The sequence below is a fragment of the Candidatus Hinthialibacter antarcticus genome (assembly GCA_030765645.1).
Taxonomy (GTDB): domain Bacteria; phylum Hinthialibacterota; class Hinthialibacteria; order Hinthialibacterales; family Hinthialibacteraceae; genus Hinthialibacter; species Hinthialibacter antarcticus.
Genome location: JAVCCE010000039.1, coordinates 16,642 through 38,914 on the forward strand (window position 1 = coordinate 16,642; position 22,273 = coordinate 38,914).

Genomic DNA, 22,273 nt, shown 5'->3' on the forward strand with positions numbered 1-22,273 from the left:
TTTTGAATCTGCAAAGAAAAAATGTAGGGCTAGCGTCTAATCCAACTTAGACAGTGCAGTATTCCAAGCCAATTTCGGACGAACAGTTCCAATTGATCCATAAGAATACTCTTTACCAATTTCGCCTGTATCAACAGCATCAAAAACGAGAATTTGATCCTCAAAAATCTGTGTATTCGTTGGCGATTTCCCAACGATAGCAGTTACGCTAAATGAGCCATCATTTAAAAAGTTTTTCGGAATTCGACAGATAGAATGATACAACCCAGCCGGGCACTCCTTAGCATACCATGGATCAGGTGTTAATGAAACAGACGTGTGATTAGAAGAACCAAATAATGGAACCCCATATTGATCTCTGAGCCATAATGCTGCATATAATTTTTGATTGTTTTGTAAATTCCAATATGATATCTGAATTTGAGTTTCCTTTGCGATATCAACATTCGCAGTTGAGCCGGATACTCCCTCTTGCAAAATTCTCACTGCATGGAGACGAACGCAGTCATTGCCTGGCGCTTGTTCAGGATCATTCCAGACAATCTCTCCCCCCATCGTACGAGCGCTTGATAAATAATCATGCACAACATCATTGACAGAGCCGTCAGCGATTACGCCGCCCTTATCCAGTAAAATGGCTCTTTGGCAAAGATTCATAATGCTCGGCATATTGTGAGAAACCAGCAAAACCGTGCGGCCCTGTTTTGCGACTTCGCCCATTTTGCCGAGACAACGCTTTTGAAACTCCGTATCGCCAACAGCGAGCACTTCATCAACGAGCAAGATTTCGGGTTCAAGGTGAGCCGCGACAGCAAACGCCAGTCGGACGTACATTCCGCTTGAATAGCGTTTGACCGGAGTATCTAAAAATTTCTCGACTTCGGCAAATGCAACAATTTCATCAAATTTCCGTTTTACTTCCTGTCGGTTCATGCCCAAGACAGCGCCGTTTAACCAGATGTTTTCTCTTCCGGTCAACTCAGCATGAAACCCCGTTCCGACCTCTAGCAAACTCGCGACGCGTCCTTTAATGGTCACTCGCCCTTCGCTCGGCTCTGTAATGCGGCTCAAGATTTTTAACAGCGTACTTTTCCCTGCGCCGTTTCGGCCGATCACGCCAATGATTTCGCCGCGCTGAATCTCAAAATTCAGGTTGTTTAACGCCCAAATTTCTTCGAGTTCATCCCCCTGAATAATTGGCTTGCCTGAGAGCAAATCGCGCGTCTTGCTCCACATCCCACCAATTGTTTGAACAATTGTATCGCGCAATGTGGAATAACTTGCACCGCCAGTCTGATGACCGATTGTGTATTTTTTGCCTAAATTTTCTACTTGAATGACTGTATCAGCCACCATTGATTAAATCCCTATAGCAATGAAATTGCGCTTAGATAAGATCGGCGAATATACATTCGACTCGCCGGAAGGTTCTGACGCCCAACCAAAGAAAAACAACGATAACCACCCAACTCAATATAAAGCCCGGCCAGTAAATAGGACTATCGCTTCCTAAAATACACCAGCGAAATCCGTCAATGACTCCAACCATTGGGTTCAAATTATAAAGCAGACGCCATTTTTCAGGAATCAGATTACTGCTAAAACCCACGGGAGACACATACAAACCAAACTGGACGACAAAAGGAATTACGTGACGGAAGTCTCTATATTTCACGTTGAGTGATGTGATCCAAAGGCCTGGCCCTAAACTGGCGAGCAAAGCCATCAGCATAAAGACAGGTAAAAATAAAATAGAGAAACTTGGAAGATATTGAAAATAAACCATTAATCCCAGCAGCAGCAAAAAACTAATCAAGAAATCCACAAAAGCCGTCACAACGGTCGCCGTCGGTACGATCAATCGTGGAAAATAGACTTTACTGATGAGGTTTGCGTTATTGATTAAACTGTTAGAGGCTTCGCTCAACGCTTTAGAAAAAAGCGTCCAAGGCAACAACGCCGATAAAACCATTAACGCATAGGGTGCGTTGCCTTCACTTGGCAATTTTGCAATTCCGCCAAAAACAAACGTAAACACTAACATGGTAAGAAACGGCTGGATAATCGCCCAAGCAATGCCGACGATCGTTTGTTTATAGCGGACGGCTATATCACGCCACGCAAGGATCCAAAACAATTCACGATAATGCCACAAATCGATCCAGTAATTCTTGTTCGCGCGCCCCGCTTCAAGAATTAGGATGCGCTCGTTTTGTACGTCAGAAATTTCAACGGAATTCGTCATAGTAGGCATCAATCAATCAAACGGCAAATAGGAGATTCAGATAAATAGGTGAATTTAGAAGATAAGGCAGGCTCCGCCCCTGTAAGCGGTACATAAAGTAGGGTAGACCGCGCAGGGAACATCATATTGTGCTGCAAGTAAAATATATAAATCCGTGATTAATGTCAAGTCATATTATACTCAAGATAAAAAAAAGTCTGGCTCCGTAACGCCCTCTGTTTATTCTATCGAAGTCAATCATTGCTTCTGATTGATAAGATACAACCATTCAAACCGCCTCTTCCTACCTATATAAAAACATACGCAGATTCGGCTCACTCTTGATACTGCGTTTGTCCTGACAAGCCGCAGGAGTGAAGGCTTTCATCATGGTGAAGACCTTGCGCAGTAAACGCAGTTGGCCTTCTTGCCTGGAACGGGTCTGGAATTGTGGCGTTTAACAATTGCATTTGATATCCATTGGAGGTCAGCACAGCGCGAGAGCCAGCGTTTTCATTGGTGCGCGACGCCATGACCATCGAACCAGTCGAAACATCAATCGCTGTTTCATCGGTACGCAACATAAAATCGCCAAGCGTCTTTCCCGGTTCTAACTCGCCCTTGGGCGTCATAATCACTTCAAACATGGGTAAGCGTCCGTACCGAAGTTTATGCTCACGGAAGATATTATCATGCGCGTTTGATTTTCGGCTGACGGAGTTGACGCTCATTCGGTTCAGCACCTTTTCGGCGTCATCTTTTTTGTCGGGATCGCTCAGGTCGGTCAATAACCGGGCGATCAAAGCGACATCATCTTCAATCGCTGAATCGGTTTTGTATTCAATCGGCAGGTTGCCGCCGTCTTCATCGTCATCCTCTTCTTCGCCCGCTTCGGGAATTTGCAAGTTCCTCACCGCAGGCTCATCAGGAATCACATCAATGACGCGCCGCAGCGAATATTCAGCGCTAAACAAGCCACCCTCGTCGCGCCAAGCCGATTGCGGAACGGAGACGCATAAATAGCGCTCGGCAATTGCTTGCGCGGAACCGGCGCCGCCCAAGCCTTCTACGCTCACGCTTTCTTTCAAGGCATCCTTTAGGGCTTCAAACGGCGCGTTCAAAATTGCGCACACGCCGACGTTGGCGATTTTTCCCGGCGCTTTGACCAGACCGCTTCGGGCTTCTGCGGCCAGGCCTCGAAACCCTTTTTCTTTTAATTCTTTTAATTCAGGAAATTCGATAAAATCTCCGGCAGACACTTGAATGCTATCGACGTAAGGCACGAATGATTGACCGGAACGTAAAACGGAGTTCGCCACATGAAAAGGCTTCGACGTGCTGGCGTCGAGTTGGTTGGCGAAAAATTCCGATTCCGCAGACGACAAACTAAAGCTGATGCTGGCTGTCGTGAATGTCCCCGCGACGTCTAACCCTCCGCATAACGCGTTCCCTGCTCCGCCAGTGAGCGCAGCAAGAATCACCTGCGCCGAGAGATTGACGGTCATATCGACCACAAAGTCGATTGCGGCTTTTTGTAAATGCTCATTGCCAAAACTTTGGGTTGAGACCAATAAGTTGACGTTTTCTTCGGGTGTGCGCGGCAACTCACGCAGCCAAACAGACGCAACCACAGGGACGCTTTCTTCTAAGCCGGGCGGGTCAGTCGCGACCTGGTATTTGTGGGTTGAGAAAAGCGAGGTCGTAATGGGATCGCTTTTGTCGCGCGCTTGGGCAAACCCATTCACGCGCCGCAGTTGCGTGGTTTGACCAAACAACTTAAAGAATTTTTTTTCTTCCTCAATCGCGGTTCCAGCGCCGCCGCTTCGTTTGATGATGACCTCTTCGATGTCGTCTTCAATTGACGGGTCGTCATCATCGCCCAAGTAGGGATCGGTCAAAAACGCCGTAGTGTTTTGTACGAGATATCCGGCGTGAAGTCCGGGAAACTGCTGCCCCGGCGTTTTAGAAACCACTTGGTGACTTCCGGGGTATTCTTTATTCAGATCAAAATAACCGCCTGAGGTTCCGCCATGTTCAGGGACAAGGCCCCGGTCGCTCAACATCCCGCCATTTGTCCATTGACTGACAACGGGCAGTTTAAGCATATCGGGACTATTGGGCGGTAAATCAAATACCGCATCTAACTTTGGATCATAAATGACTCCATCCAGTTCTACGCCGAAACCGCGACGCTCAAACGGAGTCACCAGAAGCGAACCGCTGCGCTCGCCATTAAAAGCGCGCACGCGACTGTCTTTTGCAATCGAGACCGTGCGCGGCGTGCTTCCGATTGAATAGATTTTTTTCGATAGATAATATTGATCGAGTACGCCCGCAAAATATTTCGTCGGAACGTCTCCCTGAATCAATTGGCTTGAGGAATTAAGGTTTGACGTTGTCGCTTCTTTATCAACTTGAATACTCACTTTTTGCGTAGTGAGTTGGTTGCCGACGCTTTGAATGCTCTGTGAAGAGTCCGGCCCGCTATATTTCGTCCACGTGCTAGAAATATTACCTTTGATATCATCAAACCCGACGCCGGGGTCTTGCAGGTCTTGCGTCACTTTCGTCACCAAATTATACGCAGTGAACTCGTAGTAATCGCCCAAATTCCCGCTGAGAGAAACCAGAATTTTTTCCGCGTCGGTTGTTGAACTGACAAAGTCAGGCAAGCCGTCCGGCCCGCTCTGCGCCATGAGTTGCGATCCTTGAGGGTTCAACGTCTTTCGGTCGGTTGTATTTCCAAACACCATAAAGGCGCTGAAATTGCGTTGAAAGAACTTCTGCTTCAAAGTCGAGATGACGGTCTGTTGGGTTTCTTCATCGCGTTCTGTTTCAAAACCCACGAGAGGGCTTTGCGCTTCTTGTCCTCTGAACTGGTCTCCGGTTTTGATCGAAGGGAGCAATTCCAATTCCAACATGTGCAACACCGCGCTCCGACTTTTATTTTGCACGTCAAATTGTTGCGACCCGACTTCATGCGCATTGTGGTGTCTTGCATTGAGCGGAAGGTTCTTGTCTGAGTGATTCACAAAACCCGGGTCAGAGACTTCAAACTCAACGAATTCGGTCGCGACTTCCCACTCTTTTCCATCTCCTGTAACAACCTTGAAAAATCGCTCTCCGGTATCTTGAAACTGCAAGTCAACCGTCACTTGCATCTGACGGTCTGCAATTTTTTTCGATTCCTTGATCGTCAAACCAGACGTGACGCCGGGATCAGACGAGTAACTGATCGCAGTAATGCCCGAACCGATTGACGTGTTGAAGCGGTTGTTGCCATGCAGCGCCAAGGTTGTGTATTTCGACGCCTCGGGCAGTTTTCCGGCGGCAACGGCATTGCGAACGCGCTCCGAAGGCACTGGCAGCTGGCGCGGGCTGGCGGCGAGCGCATTGCCGCTCACAAACAGGCACTGCTTGTTAAACAGCATATCTTGCTCTTGGATGAATTCCGTAATGCCAAACGGCGCTGCTGCTAATACGCCGCCGTCTCCGTCAACGAAACGGCGGGTTTCAACCGGGAGACTGGTAAGAAGTTGATCTTCAGCGAAAATGGAATATACCGTCGGCGCGATTTGAACAATTAAATCATCACCGATGTTGTTGATCGCTGATTCGGTCGGGACGATATTAAACGAAATGACGCCCTGGCTGTTTGGCATCAGTGAACCGTTTACGAAAAAGTTGAAATTGCGCAAAAAATTAACAGAGACGCCAACCACTCGTTGCTCAACCGATTCACGGGTTAAACGAAGCCCTTCACTGGTGTTTGAAAAAAATTGAGACTGAATCGACTTGCCAACAGTCTTAGCGGTTCCGTTGGCGTCATACGTCTGGATCACAACCGGAATCGGAATTCCCGGCGCCCAACCGCCGCCAATCGGCGCGACTATCTCAAAGGCGCCCATCTGGTTTGACCGAGGAACCAACTGTTCGTTGTCTTCATCGGTTACGGGTTTGATGTTCTCAGACGCCACGCTCTCAACATCAGCGGGGTGGACGACGTTGACGGTCAATTCTTCAGTTTCGATTACGGGATGCTCTTTCAAGCCATGCTTGACCTTCCATTCGCCCTGGATATCAAATGGGCGGTTGAAGGTTCCGCCGCGATACACCGTAGAAGAATTAAACAAATCGGTAATCGGAAATGTGGAATTCTCTCCGGTCGGGTCAGTGACGTTCCAAATCACGACATCGTTATGCGCGAAGCGGGTAAAGGTGTTCCCTTGCGCCTCCTGCACCAGATCAAACGGAGACACCGCCGAATCGGGGTGGCGGTGGAATACATTCACCCACGAATTAACGGGGACCTTAATATCATCTGGAACAAAATTCTGCTCGTTGCTAAATTGGGCTGGCGGATGTTGTAACACCATTTTGGGCTTGACGACGTTGACCGAAATAATCACCGGCTCAACGCCGGGGTCGTCTCGAACCGTGAATTCAATATGGTGCATTCCCGCCTGTCGAGGGACGACAAAAAATTCGTACTCGCCAGGACTTTCAACAAACGCTTCTGGTCGCGCGGATGAATCTGCGGTGAGATTGAATAGGTCATATTGACTGAATTGAAATGGAAAGAAGTTATTAAACTCACCTTTGATTGCGCCGTTGCCGGTATGGCGGTTGCGGTGAAACGCCGCTTCAAACGGCGCGGGGTCTCCGGCTTGGTTGAGCACTTTGACTTGCAGTGGGACATCGCCAAAGAACTCGCTGTTTGGATTGGTGCATTGTACGGCAACCTGAATATACTCCGTGATGAGCAACTCCGAGGTGCTTTGGGTGATATGCCCTTTCGCGGTCGCGTTGACTTCGATCCTTGAGAAAATCACATCCATCTTAACTTGATGTTTGGCGTACGCGTAATCAAAATCCGCAACCAGCGTCGCGCGGCCTGGTTCCTGACCAACGACAACAAACCCCTTATCTTTGTGCATAACCGCAATAAGCCCCTCTAAATCGGGGAACGGGTCGTCGTCGCCAATCACAGCGACTTTTTCACTTGATGATGAAAATGTCAGATGCGAGCTGGTTGCGGTCAGTTTGTCGCCCGCATGATCTCCACGCAGAATGGTTGCAACCGGCACAAAGTTAAACATTGCGCCAGGATTGGTATACTCAACTTCAATCACTTCTTCATTTACCCGTTCAACCCGGAAAAACTGAGGACTGCGCGGTTCAATTTCCGCCTTCAGGTCATAATCCGTCCGGGAACGGGCAACCACCGTATCTCGCGCCCCAGTCGCGTTGTCATCAACGAGAATGACGCAATCCCCCAGTTTGTCTCCAATGATAATTGTGCCGTTCGCGTCAACCGTCGCGACATCGGGGAGGCTCGGCGTAAAAGTTAAATTCGCTGGGCCGACCGGAACAATGGTGTCGTTCGATTTCTCAACGGTTACGTTGATAATTTCTGTCGGGCCCGCTTCCAAACTCACCACCGATTGAGGCGTCGCGTGCAGTTCAGAAATAAGAACGGGAACATCCGTGATGATGGCGCCCTCCGGCGTAAACGAGAAACCGACGTTTACATCAAACGGCAGCGGCGCGGGCATAATCGCCGGGGCTTTATAATCGCCAAGAATATTGATCCTCCCGGTTTGGAACTGCCCGCCAAGCGTCTCATTGACTTTCCAATAGACATCATTGATCGGGTAAAAAACGCTATCGAATTCGATTCCCGCTTGAAACGTGACCGTTTGCTTCAAGCCGACATCGGCGTTATTAGGCTGAATGATAAATTCGCCGAATCGGGGAACAATCGTAACCGCCGCCGTAGCGCTCGCGCTTGTATCTGTTGCATGGCGAACCTCAAGAACCACCTCAATCGGCTGGGCGTCCGAGAGGTCCGGCGCCGAATATAAACCAAACAGCGGGCTGGCCTCGCTTGCTTGAAACGTCCCAACCGACGCATCGCCTCCCTCGACTCCATTCACCGAATATTTCCAATTCGTGGTATGTTCTTGCGGGTCGAGAATGGCAAACAACTGCGTGTCTTCTTCGACGACGCTTGCTATGTGGGGGATGAGTTCGATGCCTTTATTGTCATACCAATGCGAGGAGAAAACAAACAAGTCGTCCTCGCTGACAAAACCATCTTGATTGAAGTCCGCAGGAGAACCAGACAGTTGAACGTACCATTCCCGCATGAACAAAAGCAGGTCCGATTGATCGACAACGCGGTCTCCGTTGAGGTCGCCTAATTCAACTTGTGAAAAAGACGGGAGGGCGAGAAAAACAAAAAGCGAACAAAACAGGGCGGCTATAAATAGACTTCTCTTGGAATGATTCATTCACCCACTCCATCATAGATATCAGATTAGATTAAATCGTCGGGAAAAGATGAAATTCTTGGATGCGCCAAAAATCGGCGTAGGCGGATATCCCTCAAAGTGAATGTAACTTAACAATATTAGTCATATTTGTAAAGAGAATTTTTGAAAAGAACTGAAATTCAGTAAAAATAAACATGGAAATCTTATTGATTAAGCATAAAAAAATGGAAGGAGCGAATATCGCCGCCCCTTCCATTCGCAGAACGCCAAATTGCTTCTATTTAAATTTCTGACAGATAGAACCTCGCCCAGTTGTTATAAATATCACGTCCAACAACTTGTTCGAGAGCCTCTTTCGCTTTTTCGTGATTTCCCTTGCCGAGATATCCCAATGCCATCAGATAGAGCGCGTTCGACTCACGCATCGACGGGCTTTCTCCCTCGCCAAATTTTGCAAAGAAATCGACGTCTTCTGATGAGCCAAGTGTTTTTTCACCGGCTTCAATCATCTCGTCAAAACATTTGGAGGCATTCTCTTCGTCGCCTAATGCGCGGTTCGCCAAGCCTTGGTAATAGGAATATTGCCTTGGCTCCCGGATATTTGTTGCAAGTGATTTATTGAAGTAAGCCTCTGTTTTTTGCTCATCGCCAAGCGCTTGATAGGCAAGCCCGGTGTAATAGAAAATTTGCGGGTCGCGATCATAGTTACGGTTGCGGCCCATTTGATGATTTTCGGGATATTCATCCGCCGCGAGGAAATCTTCAAGCGCTTTTGCAAACTCGCCCTGCTTGTATCGCTCGACGCCGCGCAGCATGTGTGCATCCGTATAAGTATCATGAAGTCGGCGATTGCCTTCCTGGATGTGGAAGTAGTAGTCATCTAAATATTGGATCGCCTTGTCGTATTGCTCGCCCTGCACCAACGCAATAATGGCGCGGGTCAACGCCGATTCATTTTTTGCGACCACCTCATGGTTTGCTTCGAGAATTTGAATGCGCGTTTCGACTGGCGCCAGGTTGCCTTCATATAATTTGTCGAGTTCATAGTAATAGCGCGGGTCGAGCGGGTTGTGCTGAATCGCGGTTTCATAACTTGCGATTGCCTGGCCAAAATCGCGGTTAACGTCATAGTACGCCCACCCCAGGTTGCGGTGAGCAATCGCCAACGCCGACTCATACTGCACCGCCTTCCGCCACATTTCGATTGCTTGTATCGGTTGCAAATCGAATAACAAATTACCCAAATAATAGTACGCCCGGCTATCTTGCGGGTTCGTCTCAATCGCAAATTGCAAAACGCGGATCGTCTCTAAACGATAAGGGAAGCAGTAATCCGTCGGGCTTTTCCGGGCGAGTTCAAGTTGTTGAATCGCTTTCTTTTCATTGCCGCTCAAGTGGCTAAGAAAAGCCAAAGTATAATGAACCGTCGGGTAATCGCTTAAGCCTTCAACTTCAGAATCTACGGCGAGCGTTAAAATTTTCTCCGCGTCATCGCTTAGCCCTGCATTCATGTAATCCTGCGCGAGTTCCAGATACGATTCAGGATCATCCTTGAGAATGCGCGCCAACTCGACCTGATCACTTTGACTGGCTTGTTGATCTCCGCGACGCGCAAGCGCTCGTTCGTTCCAGGCGAGAAAATCTAACGGGTCAATGCGCAATGCGCGTTCGGTGCTTCTTACAGCGCGGCGGGGTTGCTTGAGTTGTCTCTGTAACGCACTTTTGAGGCCAAGCGCTTTGGTATTAAGCGTGTTTACTTCGAGGCTTTGATCAATCAAAGCAAGCGCTTCGGCATAATTACCGCGCAGGCTTTCAATCTGCGCCAAGTTAAAATACGCCGCGCCGCGAAATTCATAATCCCAAACGGCGCGATAGAGGTTCTCATACGCGTCGTCAAGTTTGCCTTGCTTCTGCTGGACTAATCCTAATTGATAGTAGGCCTCGCAATCACGCGGGCGGGTATAGTTCTTAGAAATGCGCTCGACCGCTTTTGAGAAGTAAGCCTCGGCTTCTTCATAGATTCCCCGTCGCGCCGCATCCAACCCCATCTGAATATTCGACCGCGAATCGAGCGGGTCGCGTTTTAGCGCTTCTTTAAAATACTCAGTCGGATCTAAGCGGGCGTTATGAAACTGCTTGATGCGCAATCCCGTCAGATACAATTCTTCAACAGATTCGATTTTATCCGGGTCCTGCGGCGGTTCGACGGTTTTAGGCCGTTCATCAGGAACGTCTAATTTCACTGGAGAGTATTCAACGAGTTTTTGTCCGCCCTGCGTTATTAGCGAGACAACAATGTCTTCTTCTTTGGCGCCTTGCGGCATCTCGATGATTTCTTTAAACGGCTTGGCGGGCGATACGTCAATTGGTTTGTAGCGTATGTTTTTGCCGCTAATTCGAAGCGATAGCATGACATCACGATGATGCTCGGTTGTGTTAATTCTAAGATGAATTTGATTATCCGAATTGACTTCGAGATTGACCGCCGCGTGTTGGTTTGCTGATTTCACGCCGCCGATTTCACGTAACGGATACCAAGTCTGCACCGCCTCTTTGACTTCGTAGGGTTTGATCCAGCTGTAATCCGGTTGATTGTCTGAATACGCGCCCGCCATTAATTCCGCATAAGGACCGTCAGCATCCGTCAACACTTGGGTATCCCACATGCTGCCTTCCGGGCCCGGGCCCCATTCCCACAGTTTGGCGCCTTTTACGATATGTGGGTTGGCGACGTGGACAACGCCCGCATCTTGCCCATGGTCATAGCCGCCCAGAAAGCCCTCTTTGAGATCATGCGCAAAAATCGAGACCGGGTTGGGATGGTTCTTCCACCAGCTTAAATCGACGCCATCATAATCAACGCCGCGATAGCGTGTACGTCCAATCGGCCAGTGGACGAATTCATTTTTCGAATGATAAACGCCGTACTCTGTCGACGGTGGGAAGAAGACTTGATAATCGTCGTTGACATGGGTCGCCACATTCGCCCAATACAAAATCGAGTTCGTCGTATCCGTGCGGTTATACATACGGATTTTGGCTTCAATTCTCGAACTGCCAGGGAACAACGAAATGCCGATGCTCCATTTCATGCGGTGGCGCGGCTCGATCTCGCCGAACCAGATGGTCTTGCTGCCGTCGTTATTTTCAACTAACCGATAATTCATCGGCATAAAGGTCGATGCGCGGTGATGATGAAAGACACACCACTCGATTCCGCCCGACACCCAAGCGCCCAACATACCGATTTGCGAGGGCTTTATCACATGTTGACGGTAGAACAACTCATACCCGTTGGTCTTGTCAGTCGCATAAAACAAACGCCCGCCCATCTCAGGCAAGACGCACAATTTGATATATTCATTCTCAAGATAGAGCGCGTTGTAAGTTTGTTCTTCTTTCTGGTTCGACAACGATTCCTGCAAAGGATACGGGTAGATGACCTTGCTGGCGCCCTGATAGGAAAGCGGCTTGCGAAACATCGGGTTCACGTCATCTTCGCCAGTGAGATACGTCGGCAAAACCAACGGCTCTTCCCAGATTTTTACGGAACCGTTCTGTGCGGCGCCCCACTGCGCCATGAAGCAAAACAGCAAACCGAATGCGATAGAAAAGCGATAACGTGAATTCAACATGATGAGGCTCCCCTTCTTGTATGAAATGCTACTCACTATTTTTCATATTTCTCGATGAATGGATAGGCCAAATATCAATTATTGTGGTTCATCCGGTAAGTGAGTACCTACATTGATGGATGGTCATGATTTTGATTACGAAAACATATCCCGGCGTATCAATAATTGACAAACCAAATCAGGCATGGGTGCAACTCTGGGAGCGCCTGTGCAAGCGGTCTTAAAACCCGAAATCATTTATGGTAAATTGGGTGTTGGCTGCAACTCAATCGTTGCGCCGCATTCATCATTCTATGAAAAGAGGCATCGTAATGTTACGCACCATCAAAACATCATTCATTCTTACCTCACTCGCTTTGATTCTTACAATGAACGCTGTTCAGGCGGCGGACGACGGCTTTGCTCCGTTGTTTAACGGCAAAGATTTATCGAATTGGGAGCAACACGGCGGTGAAGCGGTTTATACCATTGAAGACGGCGCCATTGTTGGAACCTCCGTCCCAAAAACGTCGAACAGTTTTCTCTGCACCAAGAAAATGTATTCTGATTTCATCCTTGAAGTGGAATATATAGTTGATCCAAAACTCAACTCCGGCATCCAGATCCGCAGCAACGTCTATGACGAAGACAAAGTGTATGAATACAAAGATGCTGACGGAAAACTCCAAAAGAAAAAAGTCAACGCTGGCCGCGTCCACGGCTATCAAGTTGAGATCGACCCCGCCCCGCGCGCTTGGTCAGCAGGCATCTATGACGAAGGCCGCCGCGGCTGGCTCTACAACCTGGAAGGCGATAAAAACGCTAAAGCCCGCGCCGCCTTCAAACAAAATGAATGGAACCATTATCGCATCGAATGCAAAGGCGACTCACTCAAAACCTGGATCAACGGCGTAGCCGCCGCTGACCTGAAAGACGACATGACCCCGACCGGCTTCATCGCATTGCAGGTTCACGGAATCGGCGACAGTCAAGAAAAAGCCGGGACGCAAATCCGTTGGCGAAATATCAAAATCAAAGAACTCAAATAATGTTCGCCCATGTAATCGCGTTTCACCGAACCAACGAAAGCAAAAAACAATGACGACAAAAAACAGTAATCATCCAGTCAACCGTCGACAAATCTTAAAAACGGGCGCTGCGGCGACAGCGGGGCTTTGGATCACCTCAGGGTTGTACGCGGCAAACGCACAGTCGCCGAATGACAAACTCAACATCGGCGTGATCGGCATCGGCGGCCAAGGCCGCGCCAACCTGAACGCGGTCGCGCATGAAAATATCGTGGCGCTCTGCGACGTCGACGACGAACGCGCCGGCGACGCCTATGATAAGCATCGCCAGGCGAAGAAGTATTTCGATTACCGGACGATGCTCGACGAGATGGGAAACCAGATTGACGCGGTCGTTGTCAGCACGCCCGACCATACCCATTTTCATCCTGCCATGGCGGCGATGGATATGGGAAAGCACCTCTATTGTGAAAAACCGATGGCGCACTCTATCTCTGAAATTCGCGCCATGACCGATCTCGCAAAGAAAAACAAACTGGCGACGCAGTTAGGCGTCCAGCGTCACACCATCCCGAATGTTCATCGCGTAGTTGAGATCATCCAATCGGGCGCCATCGGCGAAGTGCGCGAGATCTATTCCAAACTGGGCGGCGACCGCGGTATGCCCGCCGTCCCGACCGAATTCCCGCCTGTACCCAAACACCTCAAGTGGGACCTGTGGCTTGGCCCGACAAAAGAACGTAAATACAGCCCCGAATATTGCCCTTACAAATGGCGCTTCTGGTGGGATTTTGGCACTGGAGAAACCGGCAACTGGGGCTGCCATATTCTCGACATCCCCTATTGGGCGCTAAAACTCGAACACTGCAATAAGGTGTCTGCCTGGGGGCCGGAGCTCGATAAAGACCGCACGCCGAAAGAACTCTCCATGAAATATGAGTTCCCCGCGAGAGGCGACCTGCCGCCTGTGACCTTACATTGGGTTCACACAACGAAACCAATCAAGTCATTACAGGAACGCGGCATCCCGCAAGACGGCAACAATATTTTTGTCGGATCAAAAGGCACTTTAGTGTGCGGCTTTGACAAGCGCAAACTCTACCCTGAAAATAAATTCGCTGATTACAACGAACCCGCACCGAGCATTGCCGATTCACCCGGCTTCCGTCAGGAATGGATCAACGCGTGTAAAGGCGGCGAGACCGCGACATGCAACTTTGACTATAGCGGGCCGATGGCGGAGACCGTCATTCTCGGCAACACCGCTTACCGCGCCCAAAAAGATTTTGAATGGCAATCAAAAACGATGACGGCAGTAGGCGCGCCGTCAGCCGAGCCATTTTTGCGTCCGACGTTTCGTAAAGGGTGGCCTCAAGTATGATGAGTTATGATTGAGAAGAATAATCCTTCCCATTCATACTATTGACAACTGATATCATCCACTGTTCGAGCGAAGTCTTCATTGGCTTCGCTCGTTCTTTTTGCTGAGCAATAACATTTTTCGCTTCTAACGGGTCGTCATGTAGGTTGTACAATTCAAACTTCACGGATGAATCTTTGTTTTGAATCCGATGGAGTTTCCACGGCCAATCTAACCAGGCGGAATGTCCGGGGAACGTATTATCGGGATATTGCGTTTTGATTTCCGCCGCGTCTAAACGCAACCTGCTAACTTGGCTAATTTGGCTCCCGCTTTGTTGCGACTTCAACAATTCCGGCATCCACTCACGGCTAGGCGTACGTACGCCTTTAGAGGGGTAACTCCAAAAACCAATCGGTGGACGTTCAAATTTTTCTCCTTGAAAGAGAGACGCTAAACTGACTCCATCCAGTGGAGGTTGATTGGGTAAATCAACGCCTGTGATATCAAGCAAGGTTGGGTAGATATCGCTGGTGGAACATGGAATGGATGTTTGTTGCGGCGCCTTGATTTTACCTGGCCATTCGACAATTGCAGGGACGCGTAATCCGCCTTCATAGATTTGGGCTTTGTGCCCGCGCCCGCCCGTACTGCCATGTTTGGGCAAGCCGCCATTGTCGCTGCAATACCACAGCAGCGTATCCTGATGAATATTCTTTTCCCGAATCTGATTGCGCAACTTTCCAAACGCGCGGTCCATGCCCGTAATTTCACCGAGAAAATGTTGATACGATTCCTCTTCGTCTTTATACAACTCGCGGTCGCGCTCAATTGCCTCGTGCGGTAAATGAGGTGAACCAAACCAGACGACAGCGAGAAAAGGCTGATCATTCTTTGAATGGCGCTCAATGAACTCAAGCGCCGCATCAACAATCAACATCGAACTTTCGCCCTTGGTTTGAATCGCGTTGCCTTCGCGGCTCATCACGGCATCGTTGTCATAAAAATTGGGAGCAGAGAGCCATTCATCAAAGCCGCTTGCGCCAGGATTCACGGGGCTTCCCTTCTGCACGGAACCAAGATGCCATTTACCAAAATGCCCGGTTACATACCCAGCCGACTTTAACGCTTCGGCAATCGTAATTTCTTGAGGCCGCAACGTGTTTCCCCATGAGAAGCAGCCGAAACGGTTTGGGTGCCTTCCCGTCATTACGCTGCCCCGGGTCGGAGAGCAGACAGGAGCGGCGGCATAAAATTGCTCAAAGCGCAGCCCTTCTTTTGCGAATGAATCAAAATTAGGCGTGTGGAGAAGCGGATGTCCATTATACGCCATGTCGCCCCAACCCTGGTCGTCTGCCATACAGAGAATGATATTCGGGCGCTCTGGCGGGTTCGCGTTGCTGATTTGGTGAACGCCAAATAGGGTTGCGCTCGCACCGAGTGCGGTCGATTGTAGAAAACTGCGCCGATTGTTCTTCATCGCATCATCCATTTTCGCTTCCCCTTTGCCTTGCCCATTCACAGTGAATTCGTTATTTATATTGCGTTGTCTAATTTCACCCGAAATCAACGGAGAAAAAAATGTACGTTGTATGCGTAACAGTTTATGTTGTTCCTGGAAAAGAAAACGAGTTCATTGAAGCCACATCGCTCAATCACAAAGGAACCCGCCAAGAGCCGGGCAACCTGCGCTTTGATGTGCTTCAAGCCAATGATGACCCGGCGCGTTTTTTTCTCTATGAAGCCTATCGTAGTGAAGATGACTTCAAAGCACACCAACAGACCAACCACTATCTCACCTGGCGCGAGACCGTCCAGGATTGGATGGCGAAAAAACGCGAAGGCGTCAAACACACCAGCCTCTTCCCGACTGACGGCGACTGGTAAGTCAACTTGGGTCACTCTGCGTTTTTGGCGATCTCAATATCGTTTAACACATCCTTGTAGAGTTTTGTCCAATCGACATATCCGACCCGGTTTGTCCATAGCGGGTTTTTGTATTGCTGCATGGCCAATTCAGAATACGTCTTCCAGTATTGCGCCGCCAAGATCAATTCTTTAATCGCCTGCTTTTGGTATTCAGGCTTTTTTGTTTCACGAAATAGCGCGACTTCGGCGGAACCGCGTATTTTGTGGGCATAGTATTTTCCCAAATTGGCGATGGTCTTGATGTCTTGCAACGTCTGGCGCAATTCTTTGTTGCCGTTGTGATCAATTCCTTTTAACAATTCAAGCGCCTTGTCTGCGTGTAGGTGAATTTGTTGCGATACCTCCAAAGGCGTCGTACCCTTCAATGCCTTCCCTTCAACAACGCTTTTGACGTAATCCGGGATCGAAATATTGTCCGTCCCCGGGTGCGGCTTCAAATCAATGAAGAAGTTGACATCGTTGAACCCTGATTCGGTTTTTGCATAGAACGGACGGCTCTTGCAGCCTTCGATGTACCACTGGAAATCCAACGATCCCCAATGAAACCCGGTCGTCAATGGGTAAATCATTGACGCGTGTTGCCAGGCGTCAAACAAGGATTCGCTCGCAGCGCCGGGAAAACGGTACGCGAGAATTTTCTGGAATCGCTCATTGGTCAGATCAGGGTCATACCCCAACCGGCCCCAGATCATCCAATGATACCAATGTTTTTTGATCTCAATCTGGCGCGGCGACTCCGGCTCTTTACTAAGAAACTCCCGCCCCCATATATATTGATCGGAGCCATAGTAAAAACCGCGCGAAACATCATACGGAATATTCTTGATAAACGAGCGCACGAAGTCAGGCGCACCCCAACGGAAATAATACGAATCGTCGTTGCGCAGCGTCCATATTGTTTTCAGATCGCCGATATCCTTGACGAAGCCTTGATGGTAAGTCTGTTGGGTCGAACTAAAGACATGCGCCTTGGCGTATTTGAAACTGAAAATAAATTCGACATTGTCTTTCTCAATCAACGGCGCAAACTTACGCGCGATGTCTTGCGCTCCCGTCATGTGTTGGCGGTGAATGAAGGTAATCTGTCTTTCGGGGAACATCTTGGCGGCGTCTAACGCGCCCTGGCCGTAAGTTTGAAACGCCCATTCTTCTTTTTGATCCATATCAGCGCCGTGCATGTTCTCGCCCGTGGTCAGGCCGATACCCGCCAGGTCGGGGTAGGTCACAAACATCTGCTTGACGCTCTTGCGAAAATAATCAACGGTGGTTGGGTTGTCAATCTTATCGGTGATGCCGTATTTGCCCTGAGTTCCATTGACGAAGATGTTCCAGGTGACGAAGTAAAAATCGACGTTGCGTTCTTTGCCGTAACGCATCACCTCGCGCCAGAATTTGATCTTGTCATCCATGCTGATTTTTTTGAGCGTCTCGACGTTGTTGATGATTTCCGGCGCGTCAAACCCGATTCCGTTGAGCGAGTAATCTTCTTTCCAATCTATGGTTGAGCGCTGCACGTCATCTAACGCAACATCTTCATACCCAGGTACGCGCACCAGCGACGGAAACGGGTGCAGGCTCCACAATGAGATATAGTTGTAACGATAGGTCGCGAGCGTATCAATATATTCTTTCCAGAAGTCCATCGACCACATTTCAGCGATATTGTTTTGGGCGGCGTCACATACGTCGGTGTAACTAGGCGTGCGCACATCCAGCGGCGCATTGAACTTCGTCCCTCTCATCGCCATATAGGGGGAGTGTTGAATGTTCTTAACATTTTCAAGCCCATCCACAGCGATAATTTCAGCGAGTTCCAGCCCGCCATACATGAGACCGGCTTCATCCGCGCCAATGACCTTGATAACCGTTTGCTCATCTTTTTTTTGTGTTTGTATTTGAAAACTTTCTGGAATGGACTCATCTGATGGTTCATCAATTGAAAAATAAATTGCCGTCCCATCTCTATATGATTCTGAACTAAATTTCAAAACGACCTTTACATTGTGCTTGTCGGCTTGAATTACTTCTTTGATTTTTTCGATAGCGAATTGAGATTGAGGTTTGCCAACGGTATCATAAATGTAAAGATTGCTCGCTTGGATTTGGCTAATCGAAATAAAAATGCCGATAAACACAAATAAGAAAGATTTTTGTATATGCTGAAGAATATAGGCCATGACTGTCTCCCCAAAATGATTAAAACATTCTTTCCCAAACTGACTGCGCTATGATATCAAATTGAAACTTCCACGTCTTGGCCTTACATCAGTCATTTTAATTAATAAAGGCTAATCATGAAACAGACCTTCTTCATTACACTTTTAGTTGGATCATTCGCAATTCTGGGATACGCCAAACCAATTCATCATTCACAAATTATTTTCCCTCATCAAGATAAGCACGTTCATGGCAGCAGTCTGGTTGAGCTGCCCAATGGCGACTTGCTGGCGGCATGGTTTCAGGGTAGCGGTGAACGATCCGCCAATGATGTCGTCATCAACGGCGCCCGGCTCCAGAAAGGCTCAACAAAATGGAGCGACATATTTTTAATGGCGGACACGCCTAACCTACCAGACTGCAACCCGGTGTTATATTTAGACCCAAGCAAGACTCTGCGACTGTTTTGGATCGCCGTCCGCGCCAATGGCTGGCAACACTCGCTGCTTCGCGTGAGGACTTCAAACGACTACAACACCAATGCCGCGCCGAACTGGAACTGGCAGGATGTCATTCTCTTGCAGCCCGGCGAGCAATTCGCCCAAGCGATTCAACAAGGCTTCAAAGAGCTCGACCCGCCCGAAGATATGTGGGCCGACTACGCCCCGCCCTATACACGACTTGTTGAAGAAGCCGCCCAAGACAAAAATAAACGCCAGGAAGGTTGGATGACGCGCAATCACCCCACTCAACTTAAATCAGGGCGCATTCTGCTGCCGCTCTATTCAGACGGTTTCAACATGGGACTCGCCGCAATCTCAGACGACGGCGGAAACACATGGCGGGCGAGCAAGCCCATCGTCGGCCTTGCGGGCATTCAACCGACGTTTGCGCAACGAGAGAACGGCGACATCGTTGCTTACATGCGCGACACCGGCAGGCCGCCCAATCGCGTCATGCAAAGCCTGTCGAAAGATGACGGAGAAACATGGTCGGTGATGGTCGATACCGACATTCCCAATCCAAGTTCGAGCCTGCAAATCAGGGCGCTACAGCAAAATGACTATTGGATCATGGTCCATAATGATACCGAAGATAATCGCGGCAGCATGGCGGTTGCGCTCTCAAACGATGAAGGCGAAACCTGGAAATGGTCGCAAAATATCGGGCGCACTGAATCGTATGGCTATCCTTCGCTCATTGAAGACAAAAACGGCTTGATTCATATTTCGTATACATACAAGACCTCAGAAGGAAATACCATAAAGCATGAAACGTTTTCAGTTGAATGGATAAAAAGTCAGAGCGAATAATACGAGAAACCATCTCAATAATATTTGTAACATCGTTGTACACTGGGGCGGGTACATCTCTCTTCGCTTCGGTGCGGGCTTTCAGGCCCTTTTTCACAGGCGCTCATTGAGATACACCCGCCCCAGATAAGGCCTGCTTAGAAAAAATCCTTGGGTAGCGGGTTGTGAAGTTCGTTTTTTGAGATGGTTTCTATAAGGCTTTGTCAAACTTTACGCGAATTGGAGTTTGAAATGCAGGAAGTAAATCTTATTGCGAATAACGCACTAAGGCTGGTTGTTGTTTTCATCTTGTTGCTATTCACCCGTCCCAGCGTTTGCGATGAATTTGATTTCGAAAAACTACACGAGGTTTTCTCGACCCATTGCTATATCTGTCACGGCGAGGGCGATCCCGCCGCTGGGCTTAACCTCGAACAATATGACAGCCTGGAAAAAGTGCTAGACGACCTTCACGTTTGGACGAGTGTTATCTCCCGCGTCAAAGCGGGTGAGATGCCGCCAAAAAACTCATTACCTCTCGATGAAGATCAACAAACCCAAATCGTTGATTGGCTCCAAAACACGATTCAAGATTCGCTTTGCGGCGACGGCATCGACCCCGGCCCTCATTCCGTCCGGCGCCTGAATCGCAATGAATATTCCGCGACCATTCGCGACCTGCTCGGCATCCATTTCGATTCAGGCAGCAGCCTGCCCGCCGACGGCTCCGGCGGAGAAGGCTTTGACAACGCCGCCGAGACTCTCTTCTTGTCGCCCGTCCATGCCGAACGCTATTTAGAATCCGCCAAAGAAGCGCTCGAATATGCGGCGAAGGAACCAAACTCGAGAGAACAAATATTCATTGCAAAACCAAACGAAGTAACGAGCGCATTCGAAGCGGGCAAAATGACCATCCATCGCTTCGCCTTCCGCGCATTTCGCCGCCCAGTGACAGAACACGAACTCGACCGCTACATGACTTTGTTTCAAACAATGTATCAACGCAACCAGTCGTATGAGTCGGCGGTGTTTTATGCGATGCAGGCGATATTGATTTCACCCCATTTTCTTTTTTTGGTTGAACAGCCAAACCAAAGCGAGATGGTCCGTCCCGTCAGTGATTACGAACTCGCGTGTCGGCTATCGTATTTTTTGTGGTCGAGTATGCCGGATGACGAGCTGTTTGACTTGGCCGCTGAAAAACAACTGCACAAGAGGGATGTTCTCAAACAACAAATTAAGCGCATGTTGAATGAGCCGAAGCAAGAAGAATTTAAAAAGCGTAGTTACATCAATTTCGAAGATCGCAAACTATACGAATTCGCCAATAACTTTGTCAGCCAATGGCTGGGCACGCGCGAACTCGGCGTCAGCAGCCGCCCCGACCAAAACACGTTCTCTAACTACAACGAGATTCTTGAATCCGCGATGAAATACGAACCCGTCTACGTATTTCAAGAACTGCTCGCCAATGATTTATCATTGCTGAACCTCATAGATTCCGACTTCACATTCGCCAGCCGTCAGTTGGCGCAGCATTATGAAATTCAAAAGCAGGTCAATGTACCCAATCAACAATTGACGCGGGTTGAGTTACCTCCAAAAAGCCATCGCGGCGGAATCATAACCATGGCGGGCGTCTTAACGGTCAGTTCTTATCCTCACCGGACCAGCCCGGTACTGCGCGGCAAGTGGATCATGGAAACCGTGCTGGGAACGCCGCCTCCACCTCCGCCGCCCGATATCCCTGAATTGCCCGAAAACCATTCCGACGAAAAACCAAAAACGCTGCGCGAACGCTTAGAGATTCATCGCGCAAACCCCGCCTGCGCGTCGTGCCATGACCGCATTGATCCATTGGGATTCGGCTTAGACAACTTTGACGCCATTGGCCGTTGGCGAACCAAGGACGCCAACCAGAAAATTGATGCGAGCGGACAATTGCCAAACGGCGACCAATTCAACGGGCCGGATGAATTGAAGCAAATCCTGCTTGAACGCAAAGATGACTTTGTCCGGCACTTGACCGCAAAAATGCTGGGCTACGCTTTAGGACGCGGCCTTATCATGGAAGACTACTGCACGGTTGACCGCATTGTTGAAGAGTTAAAACGCAACGATTACAAAGCACAAACCTTGTTATGGGAAATCATCCAAAGCGTTCCGTTTCGATATCATAAAGCGAAAGAAGCGCCAGCGCAGCAAGTGGGTATGGCAAGTAATAAAAACAATTAGAAGACATCTCAATATTTTACAAATTTGTTAGTACGGCAATAGGTGCAACTCTGCTCGCTTCAGCGCGGGCTTTCATGCCCTTTTGCTCAGGCGCTCCCAGAGATGTACCCATGCCTGGATAGAAAATTTGTAGACTTTTAAATTGATTATTACAGTAAA

The 22,273-nt window shown here is 48.9% G+C and carries 11 protein-coding genes; 5 read left to right on the forward strand and 6 right to left on the reverse strand.

All coding sequences use genetic code 11. The features are described 5' to 3' along the window. Positions 1–36: 36 nt before the first annotated feature. The 4 genes from P9L94_09455 to P9L94_09470 form a co-directional block, all read right to left on the reverse strand. Positions 37–1,356 (reverse strand): ABC transporter ATP-binding protein, encoded by a 1,320-nt coding sequence (locus P9L94_09455; protein MDP8244293.1) that lies wholly within the window; start codon positions 1,354–1,356, stop codon positions 37–39. Positions 1,357–1,387: 31 nt separating this feature from the next. Continuing rightward, complete coding sequence (locus tag P9L94_09460) at positions 1,388–2,245, reverse strand: ABC transporter permease (protein ID MDP8244294.1); 858 nt, start codon at positions 2,243–2,245, stop codon at positions 1,388–1,390. Positions 2,246–2,559: 314 nt separating this feature from the next. Continuing rightward, entirely contained in the window at positions 2,560–8,517 is a 5,958-nt protein-coding gene (locus tag P9L94_09465) for a hypothetical protein (GenBank protein MDP8244295.1), read from the reverse strand. A gap of 263 nt (positions 8,518–8,780) precedes the next feature. After that, a complete protein-coding gene (locus tag P9L94_09470) occupies positions 8,781–12,134 on the reverse strand; it encodes a DUF5107 domain-containing protein (GenBank protein ID MDP8244296.1) in 3,354 nt (1,117 codons plus the stop codon). 311 nt (positions 12,135–12,445) lie between these two features. Between P9L94_09470 and P9L94_09475 the strand changes: the two genes are divergently transcribed. Further along, complete coding sequence (locus tag P9L94_09475; protein MDP8244297.1) at positions 12,446–13,162, forward strand: DUF1080 domain-containing protein; 717 nt, start codon at positions 12,446–12,448, stop codon at positions 13,160–13,162. Between the two features lie 49 nt (positions 13,163–13,211). Further along, positions 13,212–14,522 (forward strand): Gfo/Idh/MocA family oxidoreductase, encoded by a 1,311-nt coding sequence (locus P9L94_09480; GenBank protein MDP8244298.1) that lies wholly within the window; start codon positions 13,212–13,214, stop codon positions 14,520–14,522. A gap of 4 nt (positions 14,523–14,526) precedes the next feature. Here the strand turns inward: P9L94_09480 and P9L94_09485 are convergent, their stop codons facing one another. Then, complete coding sequence (locus tag P9L94_09485; protein MDP8244299.1) at positions 14,527–15,993, reverse strand: sulfatase-like hydrolase/transferase; 1,467 nt, start codon at positions 15,991–15,993, stop codon at positions 14,527–14,529. 89 nt (positions 15,994–16,082) lie between these two features. Between P9L94_09485 and P9L94_09490 the strand changes: the two genes are divergently transcribed. Then, on the forward strand, positions 16,083–16,388 hold the full coding sequence (locus tag P9L94_09490) for an antibiotic biosynthesis monooxygenase (GenBank protein ID MDP8244300.1): 306 nt from the start codon (positions 16,083–16,085) through the stop codon (positions 16,386–16,388). 11 nt (positions 16,389–16,399) lie between these two features. Here P9L94_09490 and P9L94_09495 read toward each other — a convergent pair whose 3' ends face one another. Beyond that, complete coding sequence (locus P9L94_09495; GenBank protein MDP8244301.1) at positions 16,400–18,607, reverse strand: hypothetical protein; 2,208 nt, start codon at positions 18,605–18,607, stop codon at positions 16,400–16,402. Between the two features lie 117 nt (positions 18,608–18,724). On the opposite strand from P9L94_09495, the gene P9L94_09500 reads away from it, so the two are divergent. Both P9L94_09500 and P9L94_09505 read left to right on the forward strand, forming a co-directional pair. Further along, positions 18,725–19,900, forward strand: a complete 1,176-nt coding sequence (locus P9L94_09500; GenBank protein MDP8244302.1) for an exo-alpha-sialidase — start codon at positions 18,725–18,727, stop codon at positions 19,898–19,900. Between the two features lie 231 nt (positions 19,901–20,131). Then, positions 20,132–22,114 carry a DUF1588 domain-containing protein gene (locus P9L94_09505; protein ID MDP8244303.1) on the forward strand — a complete coding sequence of 661 codons (1,983 nt, stop codon included), beginning with the start codon at positions 20,132–20,134 and terminating at the stop codon, positions 22,112–22,114. Positions 22,115–22,273 lie beyond the last annotated feature (159 nt).